This window comes from Candidatus Njordibacter sp. Uisw_002, assembly GCF_047730155.1.
GTDB lineage: Bacteria > Pseudomonadota > Gammaproteobacteria > Pseudomonadales > Balneatricaceae > Njordibacter.
The window spans coordinates 2,047,968-2,074,188 of sequence record NZ_CP159832.1 but is presented as its reverse complement, the minus strand read 5'-3'; the positions used below and the strand labels follow the sequence as shown (position 1 = coordinate 2,074,188).

At 45.3% G+C, this 26,221-nt stretch carries 35 protein-coding genes; 28 read left to right on the top strand and 7 right to left on the bottom strand.

What is annotated here, in order from left to right; translation table 11 throughout:
- Window positions 1-63: 63 nt before the first annotated feature.
- From rplX to rplQ, 16 genes are all read left to right on the top strand, one after another.
- On the top strand, window positions 64-378 hold the full coding sequence (rplX, locus tag ABXT42_RS09900) for a 50S ribosomal protein L24 (RefSeq protein WP_443627986.1): 315 nt from the start codon (window positions 64-66) through the stop codon (window positions 376-378).
- Between the two features lie 13 nt (window positions 379-391).
- Window positions 392-931 carry a 50S ribosomal protein L5 gene (rplE, locus tag ABXT42_RS09895; RefSeq protein WP_443627985.1) on the top strand — a complete coding sequence of 180 codons (540 nt, stop codon included), beginning with the start codon at window positions 392-394 and terminating at the stop codon, window positions 929-931.
- Between the two features lie 9 nt (window positions 932-940).
- Window positions 941-1,246 (top strand): 30S ribosomal protein S14, encoded by a 306-nt coding sequence (rpsN, locus tag ABXT42_RS09890; protein WP_443627984.1) that lies wholly within the window; start codon window positions 941-943, stop codon window positions 1,244-1,246.
- Window positions 1,247-1,400: 154 nt separating this feature from the next.
- Window positions 1,401-1,793 carry a 30S ribosomal protein S8 gene (gene rpsH / locus ABXT42_RS09885; protein WP_443627983.1) on the top strand — a complete coding sequence of 131 codons (393 nt, stop codon included), beginning with the start codon at window positions 1,401-1,403 and terminating at the stop codon, window positions 1,791-1,793.
- Window positions 1,794-1,802: 9 nt separating this feature from the next.
- Window positions 1,803-2,336 carry a 50S ribosomal protein L6 gene (rplF, locus tag ABXT42_RS09880; protein ID WP_443627982.1) on the top strand — a complete coding sequence of 178 codons (534 nt, stop codon included), beginning with the start codon at window positions 1,803-1,805 and terminating at the stop codon, window positions 2,334-2,336.
- 9 nt (window positions 2,337-2,345) lie between these two features.
- On the top strand, window positions 2,346-2,696 hold the full coding sequence (gene rplR, locus ABXT42_RS09875; protein WP_443629475.1) for a 50S ribosomal protein L18: 351 nt from the start codon (window positions 2,346-2,348) through the stop codon (window positions 2,694-2,696).
- 12 nt (window positions 2,697-2,708) lie between these two features.
- Window positions 2,709-3,209, top strand: coding sequence for a 30S ribosomal protein S5 (rpsE, locus tag ABXT42_RS09870; protein ID WP_046483951.1), 501 nt, complete (start codon window positions 2,709-2,711; stop codon window positions 3,207-3,209).
- Between the two features lie 24 nt (window positions 3,210-3,233).
- Complete coding sequence (rpmD, locus tag ABXT42_RS09865) at window positions 3,234-3,407, top strand: 50S ribosomal protein L30 (RefSeq protein ID WP_443629474.1); 174 nt, start codon at window positions 3,234-3,236, stop codon at window positions 3,405-3,407.
- A 10-nt stretch (window positions 3,408-3,417) separates the two neighbouring features.
- Window positions 3,418-3,852, top strand: coding sequence for a 50S ribosomal protein L15 (gene rplO / locus ABXT42_RS09860; protein WP_443627981.1), 435 nt, complete (start codon window positions 3,418-3,420; stop codon window positions 3,850-3,852).
- A 2-nt stretch (window positions 3,853-3,854) separates the two neighbouring features.
- On the top strand, window positions 3,855-5,180 hold the full coding sequence (secY, locus tag ABXT42_RS09855) for a preprotein translocase subunit SecY (protein ID WP_443627980.1): 1,326 nt from the start codon (window positions 3,855-3,857) through the stop codon (window positions 5,178-5,180).
- 35 nt (window positions 5,181-5,215) lie between these two features.
- On the top strand, window positions 5,216-5,332 hold the full coding sequence (gene rpmJ / locus ABXT42_RS09850; protein ID WP_443627979.1) for a 50S ribosomal protein L36: 117 nt from the start codon (window positions 5,216-5,218) through the stop codon (window positions 5,330-5,332).
- Between the two features lie 105 nt (window positions 5,333-5,437).
- Window positions 5,438-5,794 (top strand): 30S ribosomal protein S13, encoded by a 357-nt coding sequence (gene rpsM, locus ABXT42_RS09845; RefSeq protein WP_443627978.1) that lies wholly within the window; start codon window positions 5,438-5,440, stop codon window positions 5,792-5,794.
- A 20-nt stretch (window positions 5,795-5,814) separates the two neighbouring features.
- Complete coding sequence (gene rpsK / locus ABXT42_RS09840; protein ID WP_046483944.1) at window positions 5,815-6,204, top strand: 30S ribosomal protein S11; 390 nt, start codon at window positions 5,815-5,817, stop codon at window positions 6,202-6,204.
- Window positions 6,205-6,218: 14 nt separating this feature from the next.
- A complete protein-coding gene (gene rpsD / locus ABXT42_RS09835) occupies window positions 6,219-6,839 on the top strand; it encodes a 30S ribosomal protein S4 (protein ID WP_443627977.1) in 621 nt (206 codons plus the stop codon).
- Between the two features lie 36 nt (window positions 6,840-6,875).
- Window positions 6,876-7,865: a DNA-directed RNA polymerase subunit alpha gene (locus ABXT42_RS09830; protein ID WP_443627976.1), complete on the top strand. Its 990-nt coding sequence runs from the start codon at window positions 6,876-6,878 to the stop codon at window positions 7,863-7,865.
- Between the two features lie 48 nt (window positions 7,866-7,913).
- On the top strand, window positions 7,914-8,288 hold the full coding sequence (rplQ, locus tag ABXT42_RS09825; RefSeq protein WP_443627975.1) for a 50S ribosomal protein L17: 375 nt from the start codon (window positions 7,914-7,916) through the stop codon (window positions 8,286-8,288).
- Between the two features lie 132 nt (window positions 8,289-8,420).
- On the opposite strand, the gene uvrA is transcribed toward rplQ, so the two are convergent.
- A complete protein-coding gene (uvrA, locus tag ABXT42_RS09820) occupies window positions 8,421-11,249 on the bottom strand; it encodes an excinuclease ABC subunit UvrA (RefSeq protein ID WP_443627974.1) in 2,829 nt (942 codons plus the stop codon).
- 220 nt (window positions 11,250-11,469) lie between these two features.
- Here uvrA and ssb point away from each other — a divergent pair, with 220 nt between their 5' ends.
- The gene (gene ssb, locus ABXT42_RS09815) at window positions 11,470-12,042 is read left to right on the top strand and encodes a single-stranded DNA-binding protein (RefSeq protein WP_443627973.1); all 573 of its coding nucleotides are present in this window, start codon (window positions 11,470-11,472) and stop codon (window positions 12,040-12,042) included.
- Between the two features lie 77 nt (window positions 12,043-12,119).
- Here ssb and ABXT42_RS09810 read toward each other — a convergent pair whose 3' ends face one another.
- Window positions 12,120-12,932, bottom strand: a complete 813-nt coding sequence (locus ABXT42_RS09810; protein WP_443627972.1) for an SDR family NAD(P)-dependent oxidoreductase — start codon at window positions 12,930-12,932, stop codon at window positions 12,120-12,122.
- A 209-nt stretch (window positions 12,933-13,141) separates the two neighbouring features.
- Between ABXT42_RS09810 and ABXT42_RS09805 the strand changes: the two genes are divergently transcribed.
- Entirely contained in the window at window positions 13,142-14,353 is a 1,212-nt protein-coding gene (locus tag ABXT42_RS09805) for an MFS transporter (RefSeq protein ID WP_443627971.1), read from the top strand.
- On the opposite strand, the gene ABXT42_RS09800 is transcribed toward ABXT42_RS09805, so the two are convergent.
- The 3 genes from ABXT42_RS09800 to cobO all read right to left on the bottom strand — a co-directional run bounded on the left by ABXT42_RS09800 (window position 14,309) and on the right by cobO (window position 16,827).
- A complete protein-coding gene (locus ABXT42_RS09800; RefSeq protein ID WP_443627970.1) occupies window positions 14,309-15,514 on the bottom strand; it encodes a CaiB/BaiF CoA transferase family protein in 1,206 nt (401 codons plus the stop codon). The two genes, ABXT42_RS09805 and ABXT42_RS09800, sit on opposite strands and share 45 nt — an antisense overlap.
- 2 nt (window positions 15,515-15,516) lie before the next feature.
- Window positions 15,517-16,032, bottom strand: a complete 516-nt coding sequence (gene fldB, locus ABXT42_RS09795; protein ID WP_443627969.1) for a flavodoxin FldB — start codon at window positions 16,030-16,032, stop codon at window positions 15,517-15,519.
- Window positions 16,033-16,221: 189 nt separating this feature from the next.
- Window positions 16,222-16,827 (bottom strand): cob(I)yrinic acid a,c-diamide adenosyltransferase, encoded by a 606-nt coding sequence (gene cobO / locus ABXT42_RS09790; protein WP_443627968.1) that lies wholly within the window; start codon window positions 16,825-16,827, stop codon window positions 16,222-16,224.
- Window positions 16,828-17,012: 185 nt separating this feature from the next.
- Here cobO and cobU point away from each other — a divergent pair, with 185 nt between their 5' ends.
- From cobU to ABXT42_RS09745, 9 genes are all read left to right on the top strand, one after another.
- Complete coding sequence (gene cobU / locus ABXT42_RS09785; RefSeq protein ID WP_443627967.1) at window positions 17,013-17,552, top strand: bifunctional adenosylcobinamide kinase/adenosylcobinamide-phosphate guanylyltransferase; 540 nt, start codon at window positions 17,013-17,015, stop codon at window positions 17,550-17,552.
- A 63-nt stretch (window positions 17,553-17,615) separates the two neighbouring features.
- The gene (gene cobT, locus ABXT42_RS09780) at window positions 17,616-18,686 is read left to right on the top strand and encodes a nicotinate-nucleotide--dimethylbenzimidazole phosphoribosyltransferase (RefSeq protein ID WP_443627966.1); all 1,071 of its coding nucleotides are present in this window, start codon (window positions 17,616-17,618) and stop codon (window positions 18,684-18,686) included.
- Between the two features lie 6 nt (window positions 18,687-18,692).
- On the top strand, window positions 18,693-19,295 hold the full coding sequence (locus ABXT42_RS09775) for a histidine phosphatase family protein (protein WP_443627965.1): 603 nt from the start codon (window positions 18,693-18,695) through the stop codon (window positions 19,293-19,295).
- A gap of 10 nt (window positions 19,296-19,305) precedes the next feature.
- Window positions 19,306-20,112 (top strand): adenosylcobinamide-GDP ribazoletransferase, encoded by an 807-nt coding sequence (gene cobS, locus ABXT42_RS09770; RefSeq protein WP_443627964.1) that lies wholly within the window; start codon window positions 19,306-19,308, stop codon window positions 20,110-20,112.
- 126 nt (window positions 20,113-20,238) lie between these two features.
- Window positions 20,239-21,084: a methylenetetrahydrofolate reductase gene (locus ABXT42_RS09765; RefSeq protein WP_443627963.1), complete on the top strand. Its 846-nt coding sequence runs from the start codon at window positions 20,239-20,241 to the stop codon at window positions 21,082-21,084.
- Window positions 21,085-21,142: 58 nt separating this feature from the next.
- Window positions 21,143-21,844: a 7-cyano-7-deazaguanine synthase QueC gene (gene queC / locus ABXT42_RS09760; RefSeq protein WP_443627962.1), complete on the top strand. Its 702-nt coding sequence runs from the start codon at window positions 21,143-21,145 to the stop codon at window positions 21,842-21,844.
- A gap of 2 nt (window positions 21,845-21,846) precedes the next feature.
- The gene (gene queE / locus ABXT42_RS09755) at window positions 21,847-22,494 is read left to right on the top strand and encodes a 7-carboxy-7-deazaguanine synthase (protein ID WP_443627961.1); all 648 of its coding nucleotides are present in this window, start codon (window positions 21,847-21,849) and stop codon (window positions 22,492-22,494) included.
- A complete protein-coding gene (queD, locus tag ABXT42_RS09750; protein ID WP_443627960.1) occupies window positions 22,494-22,850 on the top strand; it encodes a 6-carboxytetrahydropterin synthase QueD in 357 nt (118 codons plus the stop codon). Before queE ends, queD begins: the two co-directional genes overlap by 1 nt.
- A 3-nt stretch (window positions 22,851-22,853) precedes the next feature.
- Window positions 22,854-23,267, top strand: coding sequence for a CoA-binding protein (locus ABXT42_RS09745; RefSeq protein WP_443627959.1), 414 nt, complete (start codon window positions 22,854-22,856; stop codon window positions 23,265-23,267).
- A 6-nt stretch (window positions 23,268-23,273) separates the two neighbouring features.
- Here the strand turns inward: ABXT42_RS09745 and ABXT42_RS09740 are convergent, their stop codons facing one another.
- The gene (locus tag ABXT42_RS09740; RefSeq protein ID WP_443629473.1) at window positions 23,274-24,131 is read right to left on the bottom strand and encodes a PA4780 family RIO1-like protein kinase; all 858 of its coding nucleotides are present in this window, start codon (window positions 24,129-24,131) and stop codon (window positions 23,274-23,276) included.
- 51 nt (window positions 24,132-24,182) lie between these two features.
- A complete protein-coding gene (locus ABXT42_RS09735; RefSeq protein WP_443627958.1) occupies window positions 24,183-24,881 on the bottom strand; it encodes a GNAT family N-acetyltransferase in 699 nt (232 codons plus the stop codon).
- Between the two features lie 234 nt (window positions 24,882-25,115).
- Here ABXT42_RS09735 and prfB point away from each other — a divergent pair.
- Window positions 25,116-26,214, top strand: a protein-coding gene (gene prfB / locus ABXT42_RS09730) for a peptide chain release factor 2 (protein ID WP_443627957.1) whose coding sequence is annotated in 2 segments (ribosomal slippage) — window positions 25,116-25,190 and window positions 25,192-26,214 — 1,098 coding nt in all. Because the reading frame shifts where the segments join, the coding sequence is not laid out codon by codon here.
- Window positions 26,215-26,221: the final 7 nt, after the last annotated feature.

Genomic DNA, 26,221 nt, shown 5'->3' with positions numbered 1-26,221 from the left:
GTAGAGTAAAGAGCGCGTTAGCGCTCTTTCTAGTATGAGAAGGTTGTAGGAAAGGATAACAAAATGCTTAAAATTAAGCGTGATGACGAGATTATCGTTATCGCAGGCAGAGACAAGGGCAAGCGCGGCACCGTCGCGAAAGTTCTTGATGGTCGCTTCATTGTAACTGGCATCAATATGGTTAAGAAAAACCAGAAGCCAAATCCAATGACGAACCAACCTGGCGGCATCATAGATATGGAAGCAGCGATTGCTGCCTCTAATGTTGCTATTTTCAATTCCGCGACTGGCAAGGGCGACCGTGTTGGCTTCAAGATTCTTGAAGACGGCAGTAAGGTACGTATCTACAAGTCCAGCGGCGAAGTGATCGGCGCATAAGGGGATTCGGACTATGTCAAGACTAAAAGCATTATATAAGAACGAAGTAGCAGCTCAGCTCCACAAAGAGCTTGAACTAGCTAACGTTAACGAAATTCCAAAGATCACCAAGATCACTCTAAACATGGGTGTAGGTGAAGGCATTGGCGACAAAAAGATGATCGACAACGCAGTAGCTGATTTAGAAGCTATCGCAGGTCAGAAAGTTGTTGTTACCCTAGCGCGTAAGTCTATTGCAGGCTTTAAAGTGCGTGAAGGTTGGCCAGTAGGTTGCAAAGTTACTTTGCGCGGTCAGCAAATGTGGGAATTTTTCGATCGGTTGGTAGATATTTCTATCCCTCGTATCCGTGACTTCCGAGGCTTAAATCCTAAGTCATTCGACGGTCGTGGTAACTACAGCATGGGTGTGCGCGAGCAGATCATTTTCCCTGAAATCGAATACGATAAAGTGGATAAGCTACGCGGTATGGATATTACTATCACAACCACAGCACGCAACAACGTGGAAGGTTTGGCGCTTTTAACAGCCCTTAAATTCCCGTTCAAAAAGTAGGGCGATAACATGGCTAAATCTTCCATGAAGGCGCGTGAAGACAAACGTGCAAAAACAGTTGCTAAGTTTGCCGTTAAACGCGATGCAATCAAAGTAATTTTAAATGACGTGAACACTAGCGATGAAGATCGTTGGGATGCACAAATGGCTTTGCAAAAGTTGCCTCGCAACGCAAGTCCAGTGCGTCAGATGCGTCGTTGTCAGATCACAGGTCGTCCACATGCGGTTTACCGCAAGTTCGGCCTATCACGTATCAAGCTTCGTGAAGCTGCGATGCGTGGTGATGTACCAGGCCTTAAAAAGGCTTCTTGGTAAAAAAGTTGGCTGCGAAGTTTTTGACTTCGTGGCCAGTTTTTAAAAATCGGGTGGTTGGAAACCAAAGTCAATACCGGCTTTAGGTCTAATCACGCTTTTGTAAAGCAAGCCTTAGGGCATGTCGCACTTAAGTTATAATTTGGAGCTCACTAACATGAGTATGCAAGACACATTAGCGGATATGATCACTCGCATCCGTAATGCGCACATGGCTGGTAAAGTATCAGTCACTATGCCTTCTTCAAAGTTGAAGGTGTCAGTAGCGCAGGTCCTACAAAGCGAAGGCTATATCGGTGACATCTCTGTTGCTGAAAGCAAAAAGCCTGAGTTGACCATCACTTTGAAATATTACGAAGGCAAGCCTGTAATCGAAAAGATTGTACGCATCTCTAAGCCTTCTCTACGCGTGTACAAAGGCGCTTCTTCTATTCCTACTGTTGAAGGTGGTTTAGGCGTTGCAATCGTTACAACTTCTCATGGCGTCATGACCGACCGCGCAGCCCGTGCTGCTGGTATCGGTGGTGAAGTCATTTGTACTGTATTCTAAGGAGTTGTCATGTCACGAGTAGCAAAAAACCCAGTGGCTGTGCCCACAGGGGTAACAGTTACAATTAATGGTCGCGATTTGACCGTTAAAGGCAGCAAAGGTTCTTTAGACTTGGTCATTCACCAAGACGTAGAAGTAAACCAAGCTGACAGCGCAATCACCTTCGGTGCTCGCAACAACAGTAAGCTAGCCATCGCCATGTCAGGCACCACCCGTGCCCTAGTTAACAACATGGTTAACGGTGTAGCTAACGGATTCGCTAAGACTTTGTTATTACAAGGTGTTGGTTACCGTGCTGCTGCTAAAGGTTCTGTACTTAATCTAACGTTGGGTTTTTCCCATCCTGTAGATTACCAGTTACCTGAAGGCATATCTGCTGAGTGCCCTAACCAAACTACAGTCGTAGTTTCCGGTGTCGACAAGCAACGTGTTGGCCAAGCGGCCGCCGAAATTCGCGCCTTCCGTCCGCCAGAGCCTTATAAAGGTAAGGGTGTACGTTATGCAGACGAGCATGTGCGTCGTAAAGAAGCTAAGAAGAAGTAAGGTAGGATACTGATGGAAAAGAAAATTGCACGATTACGTCGCGCTGCACGCGCACGTTATAAGATGCGTGACTTAGGTGTGACTCGCTTGTGTGTTAACCGCACACCGCAGCACATTTACGCACAAGTTATTTCTGGCGACGGTTCTAAGGTATTAGCTCAAGCTTCTACACTAGACTCAAGCTTGCGCTCTGGCGCTACTAGCAACGCTGATGCGGCTGCACAAGTAGGCACTTTGATCGCAACTCGCGCTAAAGAAGCAGGTGTTCTGACGGTTGCATTTGACCGTTCTGGATTTAAATACCACGGCCGAGTGAAGGCGTTGGCTGATGCCGCGCGTGAAGCTGGCTTGCAGTTCTAAGGAAATATGACAATGGCTAACATTGAACAGAAAGACGGCGACCTGCAAGAAAGCTTGGTACAGGTTAACCGTGTATCTAAAGTGGTTAAAGGTGGTCGTATCTTTAGCTTTACCGCTTTAACAGTGGTAGGTGACGGCGCAGGCCGTGTAGGTTTTGGACGTGGTAAGGCTCGTGAAGTGCCTGCTGCAATCCAAAAAGCTATGGAAGCTGCACGTCGCAACATGATCACAGTGGAATTGGATGGTACTACCCTTCAATACGCAATCAAAGCTCGCCATGGTGCCTCTAAGGTATACATGCAGCCTGCATCTGATGGTACTGGCGTTATCGCTGGTGGCGCAATGCGTGCTGTATTTGAGATGGCTGGTGTCCATAACGTATTAGCTAAGTGCTACGGTTCTACCAATCCGGTAAACGTAGTGCGTGCAACATTCAATGGCCTTAAAGCCATGAATTCTCCAGAAGAGATTGCAGCTAAGCGTGGTAAAACTGTCGAAGAAATTTTGGGGTAATTAGTCATGGCAACAACAAAGTCTATGATCAAGGTCACCCTTGTACGCAGCGTGCATGGCAAATTGCCACGTCACCGTGATTGCGTCAAAGGTCTCGGCCTCAAGCGCATGTGGCATACAGTTGAAGTGGAAGACACTCCTTCTGTACGTGGCATGATCAATAAGGTCAACTACATGGTTCGCGTTGAAGGCGAATAAGGGAATTGATATGCGTTTAAATACTCTATCCCCAGCCGATGGATCTACTCATGCGCCAAAGCGCGTAGGTCGTGGTATCGGATCAGGTTTGGGCAAGACGTGTGGCCGCGGCCATAAAGGTCAAAAGTCTCGTTCTGGCGGCAGTGTTAAGCCAGGATTTGAAGGCGGCCAGATGCCTCTACAAAGGCGTCTACCGAAGTTTGGTTTTACCTCACGCAAGGCTGCTTTTGTAGCTGAAGTGCGGTTAAGTGAATTGGCAAGTATGAATGTTGATGTGATCGACTTAGCAGCGCTACAAGCTGCTGACGTGATCAATGATCGCATGAAAGACGCCAAAATCATCCTTAGTGGCGAGCTAACCCGGGCAGTTACTGTCAAAGGTTTGCGTGTAACTAAGGGCGCAGCAGCTGCTATTGTGGCTGCTGGCGGTAAAATCGAGGCATAGTTATGGCAAAGCAAGGTAAGTCGCCAACTGGCAATCAAGGTGGGTTAAGTGAGCTATGGTCTCGCTTGCGCTTCGTTCTGATCGCCATATTGGTGTATCGTATTGGGGCACACATTCCAGTTCCTGGAATTAATCCTGACCGCCTTGCCGCTATGTTTGAGCAGAATCAAGGCACCATCTTGAGCATGTTTAACATGTTCTCAGGTGGCGCATTGGAGCGCATGAGTATCTTGGCCTTGGGCATTATGCCTTACATATCGGCTTCGATAATCATGCAGCTTATGACTGTGGTAAGTCCACAGTTGGAGCAGCTGAAGAAGGAAGGTGAAGCTGGTCGACGGAAAATAAGTCAATACACCCGCTACGGTACTGTTATTTTAGCGACAGTACAGTCTTTAGCTATGGCGGTCGGTCTTGCAGGGCAAGGAATTGCCTTTAATGCGGACCTCAGCTTTTATTTCGTTGCAGTCGTAACCTTGGTGTCAGGTGCAGTGTTCTTAATGTGGCTTGGAGAACAAGTGACAGAAAAGGGTATTGGTAATGGCATCTCAATACTCATCTTTGCAGGTATCGTTTCAGGTCTTCCTGGCGCGGTAGGACAATCATTTGAGTCTGCCCGTCAGGGTGACTTGAATATTATCGCCCTGTTAGCAATTGCTGTACTGGCCCTAGCCACCATCGCATTTATTGTGTTTATGGAGCGAGGTCAGCGTCGAATCACCATTAATTATGCCAAGCGTCAGCAAGGTAATAAGGTATTCGCCGCACAGTCCAGTCATTTGCCTTTGAAGGTGAATATGGCGGGGGTTATTCCGCCAATTTTTGCATCGGCCATCTTATTACTACCGGCTTCAATCGGTCAGTGGTTTGGTCAAGCAGATAATATGGAATGGGTGCAGGATGTATCTTTGGCGCTAGCGCCAGGTCAGCCCCTATACATACTTCTGTTTGCAATAAGTATTGTGTTCTTTTGCTTCTTTTATACCGCATTGGTCTTTAACCCTAAAGACGTGGCGGATAACTTGAAGAAGTCTGGGGCATTTATCCCAGGCATTCGCCCAGGTGAACAATCGGCGCGTTATATCGATACTGTTTTAGGTCGTTTAACGTTATTTGGTGCGCTTTACATTACCGCGGTTTCGCTAATGCCGCAGTTTTTAGTAATTGCATGGAATGTGCCTTTTTACTTTGGTGGTACATCATTACTGATCGTTGTAGTTGTAGTCATGGATTTCATGTCTCAAGTACAATCTCACTTGATGTCAAACCAGTATAGTTCCCTGATGAAGAAATCGAATTTAAAGGGTAATGGCGGTCTTTTAGGTTAAGACTTTTGTTAGCCCCAAGAATTTAGGAGTTCGAAATGAAAGTACGTGCATCTGTTAAGAAAATGTGCCGAAACTGTAAAATCGTACGTCGCAGCGGTGTAGTTCGAGTGATCTGCAAAGTTGAACCACGTCATAAGCAACGCCAAGGCTAAGCTAGATTGACGCGGGATGGCGGGGGATGTATAATTCGCCGCCTTCTGTGACGAAGAGAATAAAAAACGAAACACTTATTGAGTGTCTCGAACGGAGTAAATTGAATGGCTCGTATAGCTGGTGTCAATATTCCAGACAATAAGCACACGGTTATCTCGTTGACTTATGTTTTTGGTATTGGCCGACCTACTGCTCAAAAAATCTGCGCTGACCTCAAAATTGAGGAAAGTATTAAGGTTCGTGATTTGGGCGAAGAGAAATTAGATGAGATTCGTAACGTCATTGCTGCAATGAACGTCGAAGGCGATTTACGCCGCGAAATCTCAATGAACATTAAGCGACTAATGGACTTAGGTTGTTATCGTGGATTACGTCATCGTCGTAGCTTACCGCTACGTGGACAACGTACCAAGACTAACGCGCGGACCCGTAAAGGCCCGACTAAACCAATTCGCAAATAAGCTAAGTACAGGATATCAACATGGCTAAGCCAGGTACTCGTACACGTAAAAAAGTTAAAAAGCAGGTAGCGGATGGGCTAGCGCACATTCACGCTTCTTTTAACAACACGATCGTTACTTTAACCGATCGCCAGGGCAATACACTAAGCTGGGCAACAGCTGGTGGTTCTGGTTTCCGTGGCTCTCGAAAAAGCACGCCTTTTGCCGCCCAGGTGGCTGCAGAACGTGCTGGTAAAGCAGCAATGGAATTTGGATTGAAGAACATTGATGTATTTGTTAAAGGCCCAGGACCAGGACGTGAGTCTGCGGTTCGTGCTTTAAACGGTTGCGGCCTTAAGGTTGCTAACATTACAGACGTGACTCCAATTCCACATAATGGTTGTCGCCCGCCTAAAAAGCGTCGCGTATAAAGGGGTAGGATCAAATGGCAAGATATATTGGACCCGTTTGCAAGCTGTCTCGACGTGAAGGAACAGATTTGTTCCTTAAGAGCGGTGTGCGAGCATTAGATTCAAAATGTAAAGCTGATACCATTCCAGGTGTACACGGCGCACGCCGTAGTCGTCTGTCTGAGTTCGGCACGCAGTTACGTGAAAAGCAAAAAGTTCGTCGTATGTACGGTGTTCTTGAACGTCAATTCCGTAACTACTACAAAGAAGCGGACCGTCTTAAAGGCGCAACAGGTGTTAACTTGTTGAGCTTACTAGAGACGCGTTTAGATAACGTTGTTTACCGTATGGGGTTTGGCTCTACTCGTGCTGAAGCACGTCAAATTGTTTCTCATAAGAGCATTTTGGTTAACGGTCAGACTGTAAACATCCCAAGCTACAAAGTAGCTGAAGGTGACGTAATCTCTATCCGTGAAAAGGCAAAAGCGCAGTTACGCATCAAAAGTGCTCTAGAGTTGGCCGCCCAGCGTGCCGCAGTAGAGTGGTGTGATGTAGATACTACTAAACTTGAAGGTACTTTCAAAAGTACTCCAGAGCGTAGCGAACTGCCAGCCGAAATTAATGAGCAATTGATTGTAGAACTTTACTCTAAGTAATCTCTATAATTAATCGCCCCAGTGAAAGGTGAGTCCATGACTTCAACCAACGATATTTTGACACCGCGTAACATCGTAGTGCAACGTGTAAGTGATACACGCTCTAAGATTATTCTTGAGCCATTAGAGCGTGGCTTTGGTCACACTCTAGGTAACGCTTTGCGTCGCATTCTTTTGTCTTCAATGGCAGGCGCGGCAATCGTTGACGTAGAAATCGACGGTGTTGAGCATGAGTACAGCTCCATTGAGGGAGTGCAAGAAGACGTTATCGAAATCTTGCTTAACCTTAAAGGCGTTGCACTAACTATGCACGCCGGTGAAGAAGCAGTCCTAACCCTGACTAAACAGGGCCCTGGTACTGTAACTGCAGCCGACATCGCACTGAGCCACGATATTGAAGTGGCTAACCCAGACCATGTGATTGCCCATTTAAACACTGCAACCAAGCTAGTAATGCAGCTTGCTGTGCGTGCCGGTACTGGCTATGAGCCAGCCGACACACGCGACTTTGGCGAAGAAGAAACTCACGCCATTGGCAAGCTACAACTAGACGCTTCTTTTAGCCCCGTATTGCGAGTTGCATACGCGGTTGAAAGTGCTCGTGTAGAGCAGCGTACTAACTTGGATAAGCTAGTGATTGATCTAGAAACCAACGGTACTATAGATCCTGAAGAAGCAATCCGTAGCGCTGCTACCATTCTGCAACGTCAGATGGCAGTGTTTGTGGCCCTGGAAAACGACAACGAACCAGAAGCTAAGGTTGATGAGCCGGAAATTGATCCGATTCTTCTACGTCCAGTAGACGACCTAGAGCTAACCGTACGTTCGGCTAACTGTCTTAAAGCAGAAAACTTAAACTTCATTGGTGATCTGATTCAGCGCACCGAAGTTGAGCTGCTTAAAACTCCGAACCTCGGTAAGAAGTCACTGACCGAAATTAAAGATGTACTAGCCTCTCGTGGCTTGTCGCTTGGAATGCGTCTAGAAAACTGGCCACCGGCTATGTTGAAAGGCATTCAGGCATAACGTCTTAACCGGCAAAAATTCAAACTTAGTTTGATAAGGAACTAACAAATGCGTCATCGTAAAAGTGGTCGTCATCTAAATCGTACCAGCTCTCATCGTAAGGCCATGTTTAAAAACATGTCTGTATCTTTGTTTGAGCACGAGTTGATCAAAACGACCCTACCTAAAGCGAAGGAACTGCGTCGTGTGGCTGAGCCACTGATCACCCTAGCTAAGGAAGATAGCGTTGCTAATCGCCGTTTGGCCTTTGCTCGCACTCGTAGCAAAGAAGCAGTTGGCAAGCTGTTTAATGAACTAGGCCCTCGTTATGAGGCTCGTCCTGGTGGTTATATCCGCATTATGAAGTGTGGATTTCGCCCTGGTGACAACGCCCCTATGGCCTATGTAGAATTAGTTGATCGTCCTGTAACTAGCGACGAGTAACTTTCTACAGTAGTAAAAAAACCCAGCCTTGAGCTGGGTTTTTTTTATCTTAGATTTGATATCAAAAAAGACATAGGTAAGCTTCGTGTTCAACCTACAACCACGGTTGCTTACCCTTTTGTCTTAGTGCATCTAACGCACCAGCAAAGGTGCCAAGAAACGCCCTGTGTGGGACACAGTATTAGCCGCCACTTCCTCTGGCGTGCCTGTTGCAATGATCTGCCCTCCCTTATTACCGCCCTCTGGGCCTAGGTCTATCACCCAGTCAGCTGTTTTGATTACATCCAAGTTATGCTCTATCACAACAATAGTATTGCCGTGGTCTCTTAGGCGATGAAGTACAACCAATAGTTGCTGAATGTCAGCAAAGTGCAGGCCGGTAGTGGGTTCGTCAAGTATGTATAAGGTTTGGCCAGTATCACGCTTAGATAATTCCCTTGATAACTTCACCCTTTGGGCTTCACCACCTGATAAGGTAGTCGCGTTTTGGCCCAAACAAATGTAGCTTAAACCCACGTCCATTAGGGTTTTTAAACGGCGGTGAATCATAGGCACAGCGGTAAAAAACTCGACTGCAGCTTCTACAGTCATGTCTAACACTTCGGTAATATTTTTACCTTTATACTGAACTTCTAGGGTTTCACGGTTATAACGTTTGCCCTTACACACATCACAAGGCACATATACGTCAGGTAAAAAGTGCATTTCTACTTTGATGACGCCATCACCCTGACAAGCTTCGCAGCGCCCACCCTTAACATTAAAACTAAAGCGTCCAGGCTTGTAACCGCGAGAACGAGCTTCTTGGGTGCCTGCAAACAATTCTCTAATGGGTGTAAAGATGCCGGTATACGTGGCAGGATTAGAGCGAGGTGTGCGTCCAATGGGGCTCTGGTCGATATCGACCACTTTGTCCATCAAATTTAAACCGATAACTTCCTTATGGGGTGCCGCAACTAAAGTGGTCGCCTTGTTTAGCAAAGTGGCAGCTAAAGGGTACAGTGTTGCATTGATTAAAGTTGATTTGCCTGAGCCAGAAACACCAGTCACACAAGTCATTAAACCTAATGGAATGCTTAGGTCTACGTTTTGTAAGTTGTTACCTGTAGCGCCAAGTAGCTTTAGCCACTGGCCTTTAGTAGGCTTGTTGCGTTTTGCTGGCAGGGGAATGCACTTAACACCACTTAAGTATTGTCCAGTAAGGGAATCAGGATTAGCCATGACCTCTTCTGGTGTGCCTTGAGCCACTACACGTCCACCATGAACGCCAGCACCAGGGCCAATGTCTATGACATGATCTGCCAAGCGCACGGCTTCTTCGTCGTGTTCGACCACAATTACTGTGTTGCCAAGGTCACGCAGATGTATCAATGTTTTAAGTAGACGCTCATTATCTCGTTGATGCAGGCCAATAGAGGGCTCATCAAGAATGTACATAACACCCACAAGGCCAGCACCTATCTGGCTTGCAAGACGAATGCGTTGGGCTTCTCCACCAGATAATGTATCAGCGTTACGATCTAAGGTGAGATACTCTAGGCCTACGTTCACTAAAAAATCTAATCGTAGGCGTATTTCTTTGAGTATTTTGTCAGCGATCTGCCCTTGTTTACCAGATAACTCTAAATTGGCAAAGTATTCAGAACAAGCACCCACAGCTTTACTGGTGATTTGCGGTAAATTGAGCTCATCAATAAACACATGCCTTGCTTCTGTGCGCAAACGGCTGCCTTTACAGCTAGGACAAGGCTGCATATTAAGGTACTTGCCTAGGTCTTCGCGCACCATGTTTGACTCAGTCTCACGATAGCGTCTTTGCATGTTATTAATGATCCCTTCAAAGGGGTGATTGCGAGTGATTTTGTCTCCACGATCATTAATATAATTAAATTCAACAGGCACCTTTCCAGTGCCGTAAAGAATCAGCTTTTGAACCTCATCACTAAGCTTTTCCCAAGCAGTTTCCATGCTAAAACCGTAATGCTTTGCCATAGCGCTAAGAAGGCCATAATAATAAATAGAGCGACGATCCCAGCCCCTAACGGCCCCTTCAGATAAGCTATTAGCAGGTTGCTGTACTACTTTCCCAGCATCAAAAAACTGACGGATACCTAAACCATCACAAGACTGGCATGCACCTGAGGGGCTATTGAAGCTGAATAAACGTGGCTCTAGCTCCGCAATAGAGTGGCCACAAGTGGGGCAAGCAAAGCGCGATGAAAAGATCATTTCTGGCTCTGACGGATCATCCATTGATGCTACTTTAGCGATGCCGTCAGTAAGGTTTAGCGCAGTCTCAAAGGACTCAGCTAAGCGAAGCTGTAAACCTTCTTTTACTTTAAAGCGGTCTACAACCACTTCTATAGTGTGCTTTTTATTCTTCTCTAAATCTGGAGTGTCATCTAAATCACATAAGGTGCTGTCAATACGCGCACGTATATAGCCCTGACTTCTAAGCTCATCCAGGGTGTGTAAGTGCTCACCTTTTCTATTTTGAACTACAGGGGCTAAAAGCATTAAACGTTTATCAGCTTCTTGAGCTAATACTTGGTCTACCATTTGGCTCACAGTTTGAGCAGCTAATGGCAAGCCATGATCGGGACAACGAGGCTCTCCTGCGCGGGCAAATAACAACCTCAAGTAGTCGTAAATTTCGGTGATGGTACCTACAGTAGAGCGGGGGTTATGTGAGGTGGATTTTTGCTCGATAGAAATCGCAGGTGACAGGCCTTCGATATGGTCAATGTCAGGCTTTTCCATAATCGAAAGAAATTGCCTAGCGTATGTTGATAAGGATTCTACATAACGTCTTTGGCCTTCGGCATAGAGTGTGTCAAAGGCTAGAGATGATTTGCCAGAGCCAGATAAACCAGTAATGACAACTAGCTTGTCGCGCGGAATATCGATGTCGATGTTCTTTAAGTTATGTGTGCGTGCACCGCGTACTATGATCGTATCCATGGGTCAATCCACTAAGGGCCAAACCGACCATTATAGGCACAACTAGCCGCCTATAACAGCATTTAAAGAAGTGGCCTAAATCTCTTCTTAAAATAACTACTTTAGGCTTTGAATAATACCCACTTAAGGCCTATAATTTTCCCCCCGGTTGCACTTAGCTGGGTTAATTTAGTGTGCTAACACATACAGCAATTTAACACTCATACATCAGGAGAAGATCATGGCACAAGGTATAAATAAAGTAATTTTGGTAGGCAATGTGGGCGGCGACCCAGAGACAAAGTACATGCCCAGCGGCGGTGCAGTCACAAATTTAAGCATAGCCACATCAGAATCTTGGAAGGACAAGCAAACAGGCCAACCTCAAGAACGCACAGAATGGCACCGAGTGGTGTTTTTTAACCGTTTGGCAGAAATTGCCAGTGAATACGTTCGTAAAGGTTCAAAGCTATACGTAGAAGGCTCTTTACGCACTCGCCAGTGGGAACAAGACGGTGTGAAGCGTTACAGTACTGAAATAGTAGCCTCACAAATGCAAATGCTAGACAGCCGTCAAGGTAGCGCTCAAGCAGGTGGTCCACAAGGTGGCCAAAACGCCCAACAAGGTGGTCAAGGTGCACCTCAAGGTGGCGGCCAGCAGCAAAACTATAATCAGCAAGCCCCTCAAGGCAGGCCGCAGCAGCAACAGTCTTATCAGCAACAACCACCAGCCCAGCAGCAACAGCCTGCACAACAACCACAGCAACAAGCAGGTGGTTTTGATGATGGGTTTGACGATGACATTCCCTTTTAGATTATAGCTAGTGTCACTCACTAAGCGATGACTACAAATACCCTGCATTGTCAGGGTATTTTTTTGTAAAAATATGACTAAGACTTACTTTTATTTAAGATGCCTTCTATGCATTGAATTAAGTCTTCATTTTTTTTAGGGTTAAGTGCATCAATATGTGGTGCTGAAAACTGGCCTGAATCATTATCAAAATACTCACCAGATGTATTGTTAAACTCGTCAGATAAGCTTGCGCGAATAAGGATGTCAGAACCAATGTTGACATCTTTTCCAGCTATGCCAAAACCTTCTATAACCATCTTTGTCGCAAGTAATGAGCCTGGATTGACCGCCACAATTATTGGGCCTTGCAGGCTTAATTTTTGAGCCACACCACACGACCACATAGTAATTGCTAGTTTACTTTGTGCGTAAGCATTCAAGTCGTCACTGACATGTTTTTTGCCAGTTAGCGCATCTAAATCCACTGGCGCTTGTGCTGCAGAGGATAGGTTGATTACACGTGCTGTGCTGTCTAGCAAAGGCAGTAATTTTTGGGTGAGTAAATAGGGCGCGAGAGTATTTACTACAAAGCGCACATCCATGCCATCTCTATTGATTGGGGTATTGGTTTTTAATACACCAGCGTTGTTGATGAGGACATCTAGTTTGGTATGGCTTGCCTTTACAGCGCTGGCAAAGTGGGCCACTTCTAAAAGATCTGACAAATCGGCTAGATAAGGCACTACCTTAATGCCATCGGGTATGGCATTAAGAGTGTTTTCTACTTGGGCTAGCTTTTCTGGGCTTCGTCCATGTATCAATACGGCATGGCCTAAAGATACTAAAGCTTTTGCTGTGTTGAGGCCTATGCCGTCAGTAGCACCTGTGATTAATATGGTTTTTTTCATAATAGCTACCCTTTACAAATTAAAACATGAGCTGTTGAATGTATCTAAGTTATTTTTGAAGCTAGCTTTTAATAGAGGCCAGATGCAGGATAGGCCTAATAGGTATCGATTAAATATGATATAAAGGCCTCTGATTTTAGTGGCTTTTTTAGGTTTATTGAAGTGTTTTAATGCGAAGTTCTAATCATGCAAGCAATCATTAAAGGCATATGATGTTATTTAAGCTATTTTTACCTTTTGCTTTTGGCTATTTTTTGTCGTTTTTATATCGTGTGGTAAATGTGGCGATTGCGCCAGATTTAGTGCGTGAATTTGGTCTCAATGCTAACCAAATGGGTTTGGTTAGCAGTGCTTATTTGTTAACCTTTGCTTTGTGTCAGTTGCCCTTAGGCATATTGTTAGATCGCTATGAAAGCCGCAAGGTCAGTGCTGCGCTGTTATTAATAGCAGCACTAGGCGCATTGATATTTGCTTTTGCAAGCTCCGCTATGGGGCTATTAATAGGGCGTGGGCTTATTGGTATCGGCGTATCTGCCTGTCTAATGGCAGCGTTCACTGCCTACGCTAACCTGCTGCCATCACAAACACTACCCTTAGTTAACGGCCTACAACTAATGGCAGGAGGCCTGGGAGTGGTCTGTGCCTCTACGCCTGTACAGTGGTTTTTAACTTGGGGAGACTGGCGACTTTTGTTTCAGGGCTTAGCTGTGGCTTCTATTATAGCCAGTGTATTGGTCTATAGTTTGGTGCCCAAATACAAGGTGAGTTCAAATGGTGAAAGCTTAGGCCAGCAATTAGGGGCTTTGTGGCAAGTGATCAAGCACCCACGCTTCTACCAAATTGCCCCCCTATCTGTAGCTACTCAAGGCGTTTTTGGTGCATTTGTGGGCTTGTGGTCTGGCTATTGGCTGCGTGATTATTTGGCTTTATCTGAGTCTCAAACGGCGCAAATTATTCTCACTATGGCTGTGGCAATGACTGCAGGCTTTGTGGTGTTGGGGGCGCTAGCTGCCTATGCTCAGCGCTATGGTATCAGTGCTCATATAGTGAGTGTGTCCGGCATGTTGGTGTACATGTGCAGCCAATGGGTGATCATTAATGAATGGAGCCAATGGCATCATTTATGGTGGGGTTTGAGTGGATTCTTTGGCACCTCTGGTGTGCTTATGTATGCCTATTTGTCACAATCGGTGCCGAAAAACCTAGTAGGGCGCACTAATGCTAGCCTTAATTTATGTGTATTTGTAGTGGCGTTTGCTTGTCAGTGGGGTTTGGGTGTCGTGGTTAACCTTTGGCCCTCTAATGCCTTAGGGGTTTACCCACAAGTTGCATACGCCACTGCGTGGTTGTGGGTGTTAGGGCTTCAAGCTTTGGCATTAGTTTGGTTTTTTTATAACGCCTTCTTGGGCAAGTTGCGTTAGTTTTTCGCCAGATAAGCCTAATAGACTTCCTAGGACATCATGGGTATGGCTGCCTAGCGCCGGTCCAGCCCAGCGAGTGGCACCAGGGGTGTTTGATAATTTTGGCAAAATAGCCGGAATCTTTAATGCTTCACCGTTGATCTCTACACTTTCAAATAGCCCACGGGCCTTAAAATGCTCATCATTGACCATGTCTTCTACGTTGTATATGGGCCCACCAGGCACCGCGTTTTCATCTAAAATAGCAAGAATGCTGACTGAGTCATTTTCTGCACACCAAGAGGACAAAGCTTGGTCAATTTTAACTTCATGTTCTACACGACCTGCATTAGATGACAAGGCAGGGTCACAAGCCATGGCTGGGTAGCCAGCTGCTGTCATTAAGCGCACAAAGATAGAATCCCCATTACCACCAATCACTACGTATTTACCATCCAAACACTTATAGGTGTTGGTAGGCACAATGCCAGTCACTGTGCTGCCAGAAGGCTGTCTAATCACGTTGGCACCGTCATACTCAGGCACCACTGCTTCCATCAAATTAAACATAGACTCATACAAAGCCACATCCACAACTTGGCCTTTGCCGCTGTTTTTTTGTTCAAGCAGGGCTAAACAAATACCCAGCGCTGCATGGATGCCAGAAATAGTGTCACCAATGCTTAGATTGGGCCTCACAGGAGCTTGATCTGGGTGGCCATTGACGTAGCGAAAACCACTAATGCCTTCACATACAGAGGCAAAGCCGGGTTTGCTGGCATAGGGGCCTGTTTGTCCATAACCGGAAATACGGGCATACACAAGCTTAGGGTTGGATTGCTTAAACTCTTCAGGCCCAATGCCCCAGTTTTCTACTACACCTGGGCGGAAATTCTCTATTACAATATCTGCTGTATCAATCAGCTGTTTAACCAGTTCAATGCCCGCTTTAGTTTTAAGATCTATAGTGACAGATTTTTTGTTTCTAGCTAATGAGTACCACCATAAAGATGTGCCGTCTTTCATCTGGCGCCAATTGCGAATAGGATCGCCTCCGTTTGGAGATTCAATCTTGATGACTTCTGCACCAAAATATCCCAGCATACAGCCAGCAAAAGGGCCTGCAAGCAGTTGCCCTAATTCAATCACTCTATATCCAGATAAGGGGCCTTTAGCATCCATAGTTAGTACTCACTTATCTCTTCAAGCAGTTGCTTGCACCAAGTGGTTACACGTTGGTCTGTAAGCTCATGCTGACTATCTTCATCAACCGCTAAGCCTATAAATTGACTGCCATCTGCTGTTGCTGCTTTAGACACCTCAAATTGGTAACCCATCGTGGACCAGTAGCCTATCGCCTTAGCGCCAAGGCCTATACATTTATCATGTAGTAAGCCCATAGCGTCTTGATACCACTCTGGATAACCAATTTGGTCACCACAGCCAAAGAAGGCCATTTGAATGCCAGACAGGTCTAGCGCATCGATCTCTTCCCAGATGTCTTCCCAGTCAGCTTGTAACTCACCATAGTCCCAAGTGGGAATGCCACAAATCACGGTTTCATAGTCTAGCATCAAGCTTACAGAATCATCTGCCACATTAAAAATATCTACCTTATCAGTGCCTAAAATGTCACGAATTTGGTCGGCTATGTCTTCTGTATTACCTGTGGTGGAGCCAAAAAATAGTGCAATGGACATGAGTTAAATCTCTAAATAAAAATGCTTAAGGTGGATTAGGTATTAGTATATTAAATAAAACTTTAGGAATTATTCTGATTTTTAAGCCATTTACTTGGCAGCAAGCATCGTTGCCAGTATGGTAGCGATGCTTTCCACATTATATGTGGCGATTTTTTGGTCTGAGGTAACTCAGGCCATTTTTTTTATCTAAAATTCGATGCCGCGCTGAGCTTTAATGCCATCTCTAAATGCATGTTTAACATCTTTTATTTCGCTCACTGTGTCACACACTTCAATCAAGCCATTAGGTGCGCCTCGTCCTGTGACCACAAGGTTCATGTTGGCAGGGCGCTCAGTGATCGCTTTGGCTACCATCTCTAAATCTAACCAGCCATGGTTAAACATATAGGTAAGTTCGTCCAAGATTAAAAAATCGATGTCAGGGTCTGCCAGTAAGGACGCAGCTAGCACCCAAGCTTTTTCAGCTGCTGCTTTATCGGCTTCTTGGTTTTGGGTTTCCCAAGTGAATCCAGCGCCCATGGCGTGGTATGAAACTAATGGTAATTGGCTAAAAAACAGTTCTTCTCCACATTCCCAATCCCCCTTTATAAACTGCACTACGGCGCACTTGTGTCCATAGCCCAAACTCCTACCCAGCATACCAAAAGCGGAGCTGCTTTTACCTTTGCCGTTGCCAGTGAGTAATACAGATACACCTTGTTCTTTGTCAGCTTTGGCAATTTTTTTATCAATTTTCTGCTTTACTTTGCTCATGCGTTGCTGGTGTTTTTGATCACTAATGGGTTTTTTCATAGTCTATGTTCTGCCGTTATGTTTGGTGCTGTATTCAATGTATAGCGAAGTTTACCTATCGCTGAAGTGGTGAACAAGGCGTATATTTGAAGATTGAAATATCCTAGTCGCTTTTAAGTATTAAAGGGCAAAGGAACGCTATAAACTATACATATATTTAACCATAAGTATCAGAGCAATTCGTTATGACGTCTATTATGCCGCTGCGGCAGCTGTTTTTGGGAGGTGCTCGATCTGGCAAAAGTGGTCTAGCAGAGCAAGCCGCCATGAGCAGTGGTTTAGAAGTCGTCTATGTGGCTACAGCTCAAGTAAGTAAGCGCAATGAGCCAGGCAGCATGGCAGCAAGAGTAGCTATTCATAAGGAACGCAGGCCAAGTCATTGGGGGCTTGTGGAAGAGCCATTAGCGCTAAGCCAAATTTTGTTAGACCTTGATCAAGCTCCACGCTGTGTGTTGGTGGATTGCTTAACGTTATGGCTGAGTAATCATTTGTGTGCTGAAGACAATGATGTGGATTCAGCGCTGGAAGCGCTGGTTAGCCAAGTAACTCAAACACGTCATCATCTAATATTGGTAAGTAACGAAGTGGGCTCAGGCATTGTGCCAATGGGCGAATTAAGCCGCCAATTTCAAGATTATTCAGGCCTTATGAATCAGCGCTTAGCGCAAGTATGTGACGAGGTGACTTTGGCCGTAGCTGGATTGCCATTGAGCCTAAAAAAGTAGCTTTATATGTGTTTATGATTTTTCATTAAACGTTAAAATAAATTTTTAAATGAACGAGAAGTAATGACTATGACTCTTGAATGGATTAATGCACCCTTAGCCACACTTAACACGGGAGCTAAAGAGCAAGGGCTAGAGCGCCAAGGACAACTGACCAAGCCGCCTGGATCTTTGGGGAGTTTGGAAGCTATGGCTGTGCGACTTTGTGCTATGCAAGGTGTGCAAAAGCCCAGTGTAGATAATGCTCAGGTAGTGGTATTTGCTGGCGACCATGGCGTCGCGGCAGAGGGTGTGTCTGCATTTCCTCAAGTGGTTACTGGAGAGATGATAAAGAATTTTTCTCGTGGTGGGGCTGCAATCTGTGCATTGGCACGTCAAAACAATGCTTCCTTTGAAGTAGTAAATCTAGGCACTGTGGTAAATCTGTCTGCTATGGACAATGTTGTAGATAACACCATTATGGCAGGCACATCTAATTTTTCACAACAAGCTGCTATGACTATAGAGCAGCTAAGCCAAGCTATGCAATCTGGTAAAGCTGCGGTGGAGCGTGCAGCAGCCAATGGCGCTACCTTGTTTATAGGTGGTGATATGGGCATTGCCAATACCACCTCTGCTACGGCTTTGGCAGCATGGGCTACGGGTCAAAGTGTCACAGCTCTAGTGGGCCCAGGCACTGGCTTAGATGCACAAGGTGTTACACATAAAGGCCAAGTTATAGAAGCTGCATTGGACAAACATGAAGACGCCATGACTAGCCCAATAGAAGCGCTACGCCATGTAGGTGGGCTTGAAATTGCGGCATTAACTGGTGCCTACATTCGTGCAGCGCAGGTGGGTATGCCCATTTTAGTAGATGGTTTTATTACCACTTCAGCGGCTATTTTAGCCGCAAAAATTCAGCCTGACATCAACATGTGGATGTTTTTTTCTCATGCTTCAGCGGAGCCTGGACATCAGGCAATGATGGCATCAATAGGTGCTGACACTATTCTTGATTTGGGTATGCGCTTAGGAGAAGGCAGTGGCGCTGGCGTGGCTTTATCTATATTGAAAAGTGCATGTGTTACGCATAACGAAATGGCCACCTTTTCTGAAGCGCAGGTTTCAGAACAGCCAGTTAATGGTATCTAGCCGGTAATGAAAATTAGTTTATTGCGCCATGGTAAAACCAAATTAGATGACATATATCGTGGCCATACAGATGTGGCTTTAACGGATCAAGGGTTTGAGCAAATGCATCAAAGCGTTGCAACCCTTAAGCTGCCTGTAGACTACCTTGTGAGCTCTGATTTACAACGCTGTGCAAAGTTTTCAGCTTCATTGATGCCTAAGCTAAAGATAGAAAAGCGCTTTAAAGAAATGTCGTTTGGCGATTGGGATGGACAGCTTCGTGCCAAAATATGGCGTGAGCAGCCAGAAGCTGTGAGCCAGTTTTGGAGCAATCCAATGCATTGCTGTGCCCCCAATGGCGAAACGGTACTACAATTACAAATCAGAGCGATGGAAGCTTTCCATGAGCATGTAAAAAGTGCCATTAAGTTAAATTGTAAGCACATGTTAATTGTTACCCATGGGGGTGTGATTAGAGCTATGTTAGGGTCTATTTTGCACATGGATGCCAAGGGGCTATTTAATTTTAACTTACCCTATGCTGGGCTTGTACCTTTGCATCTGGTGACTTTTGACGACGAAAGTGGCCACTCTGATTACCATATCAGCCTAGACTTTGGTGCAAATTAGAATGTTTGAAATGCTTAAACGACACTATCATGCCTTGGTTTTGGCCTTTCAGTTTCTTACTCGTATCCCTGTTTATAAAGTGTTTTCTATTGCTAACACCGTGCCCACACCTCAGGTGTCAGGTAAAGCGCTACTATATTACCCTGTGGTAGGTGCTGCGATTGGCGGCTGGGTAGTTCTTTTACCTGCAGCGCTCAACCATTTTGGTATCTTAGTCGGCCCACAGCTACAAGCCGCTTTAGTGCTGGTGTTTTGGGTTTGGATTACGGGTGGTTTGCATCTTGATGGTCTAGCCGATAGCGCTGATGCATGGTTAGGTGGGTTTGGAGATAAACAGCGCACTTTAGATTTGATGAAAGACCCTACGTGTGGCCCCAGTGCTGTGGTGGTTTTAGTATTAACCTTATTGCTTAAGTGGCTAGCTTTAAGTGAGGTGATACATTTCGCACAAACCGCCGCATCTTGGTGGTGGTTGATGCTAGTGATGGTGCCAGTGTTGGCAAGGTTGCAGGCTATGGTGTTAGTTGTGCATACGCCGTATGTGAGAGGTGAGGGCTTGGGTACACAGCTGAAAAACCAAGTGCAGGCTAAGTGGGTTTGGTTTTGGGTTATGATCTTGGTTACATTGATGCTGTACCAAACAATAGCTTTATCATCGGCTATGCTGGCAACGAGTGCTTTAGGCTATGCCTTAATGCGTCGCTTGATGATGCAGCGCATAGATGGCTGGACTGGTGATACCGCTGGTGCCAGCATTGAAGTGACAGAGTTGCTACTGCTTTTGGTGATGGCAGTGTCGGTATCTGTAGATCTGTAATACATACTCTAAACTATCTTAAAGTATGAATTACATTCACCTTTGGCATGTTTTTTTCACCCAGCAGCCCATTTAAAGCTGACATAATAATGGCTCTATAAAGTGTAAAAAACACCGGAGCACACCTTGAACAGCCTTTATTCCTTCGAATTCTTTCCTCCTAAATCTAATGTTAGCCATCTTGCACTGGATACTTGCCTGAATGATCTTGCTTCTTGGAAACCTGAATTTTGTTCAATGACATACGGCGCTGGTGGTTCAAGCCAAGTTGAAAGTTATAGTGCGATTCAACGTTTACAAAAACTTGGACATGCACCTGCAGCCCATATCACCGCAGCTGGCGCTAGTAAGGCAGAAGTCAATATAGCCGCTAAAGCTTTTATCGAAACGGGCATTGACCATCTGGTGGCTCTTAGGGGCGATGGCACAAACGGACAGTTTATTCCCCATCCCCAAGGTTATGTTTATGGTGCTGATTTAGTGGCAGGTTTAAGACAATGGTTTGATGGCACTATTTCTGTGGCAGGCTATCCAGAAACTCACCCAGAAGCAACGAGTGCGAACGCAGATATTGCTCACTTAAAAACTAAGGTGGAGGCAGGGGCCAGCCAAATTATGACGCAGTATTGTTATGACACTGATGCATTGTTGCGTTTTGCTGAACGGCTGCAAGCTCAAGCAATAGATGTTCCCATCATCGTTGGCATCATGCCTATTCATGATATTCAGGCAATTCAGCGTTTTTCCGACCGTTGTGGCGCGACTGTACCTAAAAAAATAGTGGCTCAATTTGAACAGTTAAGTGACACTAATGATCAATTTAATCTCGCCATTGATATTGCCTTAAACCAGATAGAGCAGCTAGCTAATCATGGGCTTAACCAGGTGCATTTGTACACCCTCAATCGCCCTTTGTGGGTGCGCGGTATTTTGCAGGAAATGGCACAACCTAAGCTTGCTAAAAGTGCGTAAATACTAAGCTTAAGGTATAATGCGCGGCTTAATTATTTGTATTGCAGATTAGCCGCACATGAACTCAACAGCGACTCCATCAGAGAAACTAAAAGAGAAGCCCAAAGCCGTCGTCATTTATTCCGGTGGTATGGACTCTTACACCGTGCTGCACCTTGCTTTAAAGCAAGGTTATGAAGTACATGCCGTATCGTTCAACTATGGTCAGCGCCATAGTAAAGAGCTAGATGTGGCAGTGAAAGCGTGTGCAGATTTAGGTATTTCTCATAAGCTGGTGGACATCACCGCGATTAACCAGCTATTGCAGGGATCTTCTTTAACGTCTGCAGACATAGATATTCCTACAGGTGAATACGAAGAAGATAATATGAAGTCTACTGTGGTGCCCAACCGCAACATGATTCTATTGTCTTTAGCTATTGGCTACGCTGTGTCCATAGGCTCTACAGATGTATTTTATGGCGCTCATTCAGGTGATCACGATATCTACCCAGATTGCCGCCCAGAGTTTGTTGATGCCATGAATGTGGTGTCAGCGATAGCCAACTACGACGATGTACAAATTATTAGCCCTTTTTTACACCAAAGTAAGCTGGCTATCCTTGAAGCTGGTTTAAGCATGGGTTTAGATTATGCCCAAACCTGGACCTGCTACCTAGGCCAAGAAAAAGCCTGTGGTAAATGTGGCTCTTGTGTAGAGCGTTTAGAAGCCTTTGCTAAAGCAGGGCTCACAGACCCCGTGCCGTATGTGTCATTATAATTATGTATTCTGTTAAAGAAATTTTTTATACATTGCAAGGTGAAGGCCGCCAAGCTGGCAGACCTGCTGTATTTTGTAGGTTTGCCGGTTGTAACCTTTGGACTGGTAGCGAGGCGCGCCGTGGGGTAAGCATTTGTGACTTTTGTGACACAGATTTTGTGGGCGTCGATGGCACGTTAGGTGGTCGCTACACCGCACAAGATTTAGCCAAGCTGATAACAAGCTGTTGGCCAGAAGGACTGCCAGGTGATCCTTTAGTGGTGCTGACAGGCGGTGAGCCTATGCTGCAGGTAGATGAAGACTTGGTGGGTCAGTTACACGGACAAGGCTTTGAAATAGCCATAGAAACCAATGGTACATTACCAGTGCCAGCGAGTATTGATTGGATCTGTGTGAGCCCTAAAGGCGCTTCAGACATTGTGCAAACCACAGGTCACGAGCTAAAGCTTGTGTACCCGCAGCATCATGCTATGCCAGAAAAGTTTATAGATTGGGATTTTGAAAACCATTATCTACAACCGCTAGATAAAGCGTATATTGTCTCCTCCAATGATGATGACAACTACGTGCAACAAACCATAGATTATTGTATGCAGCACCCACGGTGGCGCTTAAGCTTGCAAACTCACAAAATTACAGGCATTCGCTAATGGAAATATACAAAGATTTTAGCTTCGACTCGGCGCATTTTTTACCTAACGTACCAGTAGGGCACAAATGTGGCCGTCTTCACGGGCACACGTTTTCCTTGCGCATCGTGGTGTCTGGCCCAGTAGGAGAGACCACTGGCTGGATTATGGATTTTGGCGACATTAAAAAGGTGTTTAAACCGCTTTATGAGCAACTAGATCATAACTACCTTAATGACATTAAAGGCCTAGAAAACCCTACCAGTGAAGTGATGGTGAAGTGGATTTGGCAGCAGCTAAAACCAGTATTGCCTCAGCTTTCACGCTTAGAGTTAAAAGAAACTTGTACTTCTGGCTGTGTTTACAGCGGCGAGTAATCTATGGCTATTGATGGGTTACATATTGACGACATTAAGCGTATTAGCACTCAGGTGCAAACTATTGCGATAGTAGGTTTGTCTCCTAAGCCTCACCGAGCCAGTCATCAAGTAGCCCTGTACTTGCAACAGCTTGGCTATTCAATCATTCCCGTGCACCCTTTGCACAAAGAAATATTAGGCTTAACCTGCTACCCAAATCTTGCGTCTATTCCTTTTGAAATCGATATGGTGGACTGCTTTAGATCCAGTGAAGCCATGCCAACGTTGGCCAGTGAAGTGATTGCTAAAGGTGCTAAAGTGATGTGGATGCAGCTAGATATTTACCATGCAGAAGCAGCAGCTATGGCAAGAGCTGCTGGCATAGCTGTGGTGATGGATCGTTGCCCGAAAATAGAGTTTGCAAAGTTTAGTTAGATTTTTTTAATCTACTGAATTAGCTTCTCTTATCCGCTCCAGCCTATTTTGCTCTTCCATAAACGCCTGTTTTATTTCTTCTAGCACAGTATCTACATCAGCAGATTCTGTGTCTTCTTCAAATAGTCCTGTTAGTTGGGTGCCAGGGTGCAAGTCGCCTGCTTCAAATAAAGCCCACATTTCTGGGGCATAGCGGGTGTGGCTTAGGGAAGGGGCATATTGGGCGTAGTAATGGGTAATATTTTCTACATCTCGCTGGTGCATGCTTTGGGCATTATTATTTGCCGCAGCATCCACTGCTTGTGGCAAGTCTATTATGACAGGGCCATGATCATCAACTAGCACATTAAATGGCGAAAGGTCGCCATGCACTAAGCCTGCACATAACATACGCATAATGTCATGCATCAGGGTTTCATGGTCTGCTAAGGCCTGCTCTTGGGTCATGGATACATCATTTAGTCGTGGAGCAACGTCCCCATCACCATAGGTAATGAGTTCCATCAATAACACGCCATCAAAACAGCCATAAGGCTTGGGTACCCGCACGCCTATGTCTGCAAGCTTATAAAGGGCGTCCACCTCAGCAGATTGCCACACTTCTTCTTGTTGTTCGCGGCCAAACTTTGAGCCTTTACTCATCGCACGACCTCTACGACTGTTGCGAACTTTTCGCCCTTCTTGGTAGGTGACAGCTTGTTTGAATGCGCGTTTTTCAGGAGCTTTATATATTTTTGCGCAGCGAATTTCAGAGCCGCAACGCACTACAAAAACATCAGCTTCTTTACCGCTCATTAAGGCCCGTAGCACCTCGTCGACTAAACCATTTTCGACCAGCGGAAGTATTCGTTTTGGAATTTTCATAGCGCGATTATACATGAGTTAAATCGGGATGGAACGCTACATATTTGCAGCTTATGTGCTTAATTTGCTTAGCTGCTTGCCATCAATGGTGAAGTTACCTGGTGCAAGCCAGCATTTGTATCTTGCCTGAAGAGTGGGCCAGTCTTTATCAATTATAGAAAACCATGCGGTATCTCGGCTGCGGTTTTTATATACAGCGGCTTGTCGAAAGAGTCCGTCGTAGCTAAAACCTAAGCGTTTAGATGCTTTTTTAGAGCCTTGGTTTTCGTTGTCACACTTCCATTCATAGCGGCGGTAGCCTAGTTCAAAAACGTGATTCATCATTAAATACATAGCTTCTGTGGCAGCGGTGGTTTGTTGCAGGGCAGGGGAATAGTTGATATGCCCCACTTCCACTAATCCTATTTCTGGTTGTATGCGCAAGTAGCTGGCAATGCCTACTGCTTTGCCTGTTTTTTGGGTTGCAATAATGGCATAAAATAATGGATCTTGGCTGTTGCTATGGCTGTTTAACCACGCTATAAATTGGGCTTTGTTGGTGAAAGGGCCGTAAGGTAAATAAGTCCAAATACGGTCTTCTTTGTCGGCGCTAAAGGCCTGCCATAAATCTTCACTGTGTTGCTCACAGTTTAGAGGTTCTAAGCGGCAATACAGCCCTTCTATAATGGTATTGGAGGGCTTTTGGCACGGTGTCCAGTGGGGTAACGGAAGGCCTATTTGCTGGCCTAAAGTGTTTACATGGTTAGACATCTTGAATCTTTTATCATTGATTTATTAGTTAATGTTAGACGATGTTTGAATTAAAACCTATGTTTTTAATCTAGCATTAAACTTAATTTTACAATGAGTCAAAAAGCTTTCCTAAAATACTCTACAACCTAGGCAAGAAAGGCCAAGGTAAACGGTGCCCAAAATAGCCACTATCGGGTATAATACTGCCATCATTTCACGCTCACATTTATTGCCAATTATGGGTCACCCTTAATGTTTGAAATAAATCCTTACATCTTAGCCATGAAAGACTTATCGCAGCGCACTGATGTGCTTAGGGGGTATCTTTGACTATGCTGGTAAAAAAGAACGTTTGGTAGAAGTAGAGCGAGACTTAGAACAGCCCGATGTATGGAATGATGCGCAGCGCGCGCAAGCCCTAGGTAAAGAGCGTGCCATGCTTGAAGGTGTGGTGAATACCATCGACATTATGGACGTGGGTTTAGTTGATGCTCGCGAATTATTAGATTTGGCCGTAGAAGAGAATGACGAAGACACCCTAAACGAAGTGCAGTCAGAGATTGACGCATTAACTGCAAGCCTAGAAAAGCTAGAGTTTAGGCGTATGTTCTCTGGCGAAATGGACCCAAATGCTGCCTTTTTAGACATTCAATCTGGCTCTGGTGGCACTGAAGCTCAAGATTGGGCGAGTATGATTTTGCGCATGTATTTGCGTTGGGGTGAGCAAAAAGGGTTTAAAGTAGAGCTGATGGAAGTCAGTGATGGTGATGTTGCTGGCATCAAAAGTGCCACCATTCGCTTTGAAGGCGATTATGCCTTTGGCTGGCTGCGCACAGAAACAGGTGTGCATCGTTTGGTGCGCAAATCGCCGTTTGATTCTAGTAGTCGCCGTCATACATCGTTTGCCTCGGTATTTGTTTCACCAGAAATTGATGATGATATCGACATAGAAATAAACCCATCAGATGTGCGCGTAGACACATACCGTGCCAGTGGTGCTGGTGGTCAGCATGTTAACAAAACTGACTCTGCTGTGCGTTTAACCCACGGCCCATCTGGCATTGTAGTGCAGTGTCAAAATCAGCGCTCGCAACATCAAAACCGTGATTCTGCCATGAAGCAGTTGCGTGCCAAGCTGTATGAGCAAGAAATTCATAAACGCCAAGAAGCCTCGCAAGCTCTAGAAGACACCAAGTCTGACATTGGCTGGGGCAGTCAGATACGCTCTTATGTGCTTGATGATCAACGCATTAAAGACCTACGAACCAACGTGCAGACTGGTGGTTGTGATAAGGTATTAGATGGCGATTTAGACCAATTTATTGTTGCCAGCTTAAAGGCTGGTTTATAAACGTAGT

Coding starts and splice junctions, on each gene's coding strand:
- rpsD (WP_443627977.1), top strand. CDS start 6,219: ATGGCAAGATATATTGGACCCGTTTGCAAGCTGTCTCGACGTGAAGGA.
- cobS (WP_443627964.1), top strand. CDS start 19,306: ATGCTTAAACGACACTATCATGCCTTGGTTTTGGCCTTTCAGTTTCTT.
- ABXT42_RS09740 (WP_443629473.1), bottom strand. CDS start 24,131: ATGAAAATTCCAAAACGAATACTTCCGCTGGTCGAAAATGGTTTAGTC.
- ABXT42_RS09735 (WP_443627958.1), bottom strand. CDS start 24,881: ATGTCTAACCATGTAAACACTTTAGGCCAGCAAATAGGCCTTCCGTTA.
- rplQ (WP_443627975.1), top strand. CDS start 7,914: ATGCGTCATCGTAAAAGTGGTCGTCATCTAAATCGTACCAGCTCTCAT.
- queD (WP_443627960.1), top strand. CDS start 22,494: ATGGAAATATACAAAGATTTTAGCTTCGACTCGGCGCATTTTTTACCT.
- fldB (WP_443627969.1), bottom strand. CDS start 16,032: ATGTCCATTGCACTATTTTTTGGCTCCACCACAGGTAATACAGAAGAC.
- ABXT42_RS09775 (WP_443627965.1), top strand. CDS start 18,693: ATGAAAATTAGTTTATTGCGCCATGGTAAAACCAAATTAGATGACATA.
- rplO (WP_443627981.1), top strand. CDS start 3,418: ATGCGTTTAAATACTCTATCCCCAGCCGATGGATCTACTCATGCGCCA.
- rpsH (WP_443627983.1), top strand. CDS start 1,401: ATGAGTATGCAAGACACATTAGCGGATATGATCACTCGCATCCGTAAT.
- rplX (WP_443627986.1), top strand. CDS start 64: ATGCTTAAAATTAAGCGTGATGACGAGATTATCGTTATCGCAGGCAGA.
- ABXT42_RS09805 (WP_443627971.1), top strand. CDS start 13,142: ATGATGTTATTTAAGCTATTTTTACCTTTTGCTTTTGGCTATTTTTTG.
- rpsN (WP_443627984.1), top strand. CDS start 941: ATGGCTAAATCTTCCATGAAGGCGCGTGAAGACAAACGTGCAAAAACA.
- ABXT42_RS09800 (WP_443627970.1), bottom strand. CDS start 15,514: ATGGATGCTAAAGGCCCCTTATCTGGATATAGAGTGATTGAATTAGGG.
- rpsE (WP_046483951.1), top strand. CDS start 2,709: ATGGCTAACATTGAACAGAAAGACGGCGACCTGCAAGAAAGCTTGGTA.
- rpsK (WP_046483944.1), top strand. CDS start 5,815: ATGGCTAAGCCAGGTACTCGTACACGTAAAAAAGTTAAAAAGCAGGTA.
- rplF (WP_443627982.1), top strand. CDS start 1,803: ATGTCACGAGTAGCAAAAAACCCAGTGGCTGTGCCCACAGGGGTAACA.
- uvrA (WP_443627974.1), bottom strand. CDS start 11,249: ATGGATACGATCATAGTACGCGGTGCACGCACACATAACTTAAAGAAC.
- ssb (WP_443627973.1), top strand. CDS start 11,470: ATGGCACAAGGTATAAATAAAGTAATTTTGGTAGGCAATGTGGGCGGC.
- rpmD (WP_443629474.1), top strand. CDS start 3,234: ATGATCAAGGTCACCCTTGTACGCAGCGTGCATGGCAAATTGCCACGT.
- ABXT42_RS09810 (WP_443627972.1), bottom strand. CDS start 12,932: ATGAAAAAAACCATATTAATCACAGGTGCTACTGACGGCATAGGCCTC.
- secY (WP_443627980.1), top strand. CDS start 3,855: ATGGCAAAGCAAGGTAAGTCGCCAACTGGCAATCAAGGTGGGTTAAGT.
- queC (WP_443627962.1), top strand. CDS start 21,143: ATGAACTCAACAGCGACTCCATCAGAGAAACTAAAAGAGAAGCCCAAA.
- queE (WP_443627961.1), top strand. CDS start 21,847: ATGTATTCTGTTAAAGAAATTTTTTATACATTGCAAGGTGAAGGCCGC.
- rpmJ (WP_443627979.1), top strand. CDS start 5,216: ATGAAAGTACGTGCATCTGTTAAGAAAATGTGCCGAAACTGTAAAATC.
- ABXT42_RS09745 (WP_443627959.1), top strand. CDS start 22,854: ATGGCTATTGATGGGTTACATATTGACGACATTAAGCGTATTAGCACT.
- rpsM (WP_443627978.1), top strand. CDS start 5,438: ATGGCTCGTATAGCTGGTGTCAATATTCCAGACAATAAGCACACGGTT.
- ABXT42_RS09830 (WP_443627976.1), top strand. CDS start 6,876: ATGACTTCAACCAACGATATTTTGACACCGCGTAACATCGTAGTGCAA.
- cobO (WP_443627968.1), bottom strand. CDS start 16,827: ATGAAAAAACCCATTAGTGATCAAAAACACCAGCAACGCATGAGCAAA.
- rplE (WP_443627985.1), top strand. CDS start 392: ATGTCAAGACTAAAAGCATTATATAAGAACGAAGTAGCAGCTCAGCTC.
- cobT (WP_443627966.1), top strand. CDS start 17,616: ATGACTATGACTCTTGAATGGATTAATGCACCCTTAGCCACACTTAAC.
- cobU (WP_443627967.1), top strand. CDS start 17,013: ATGACGTCTATTATGCCGCTGCGGCAGCTGTTTTTGGGAGGTGCTCGA.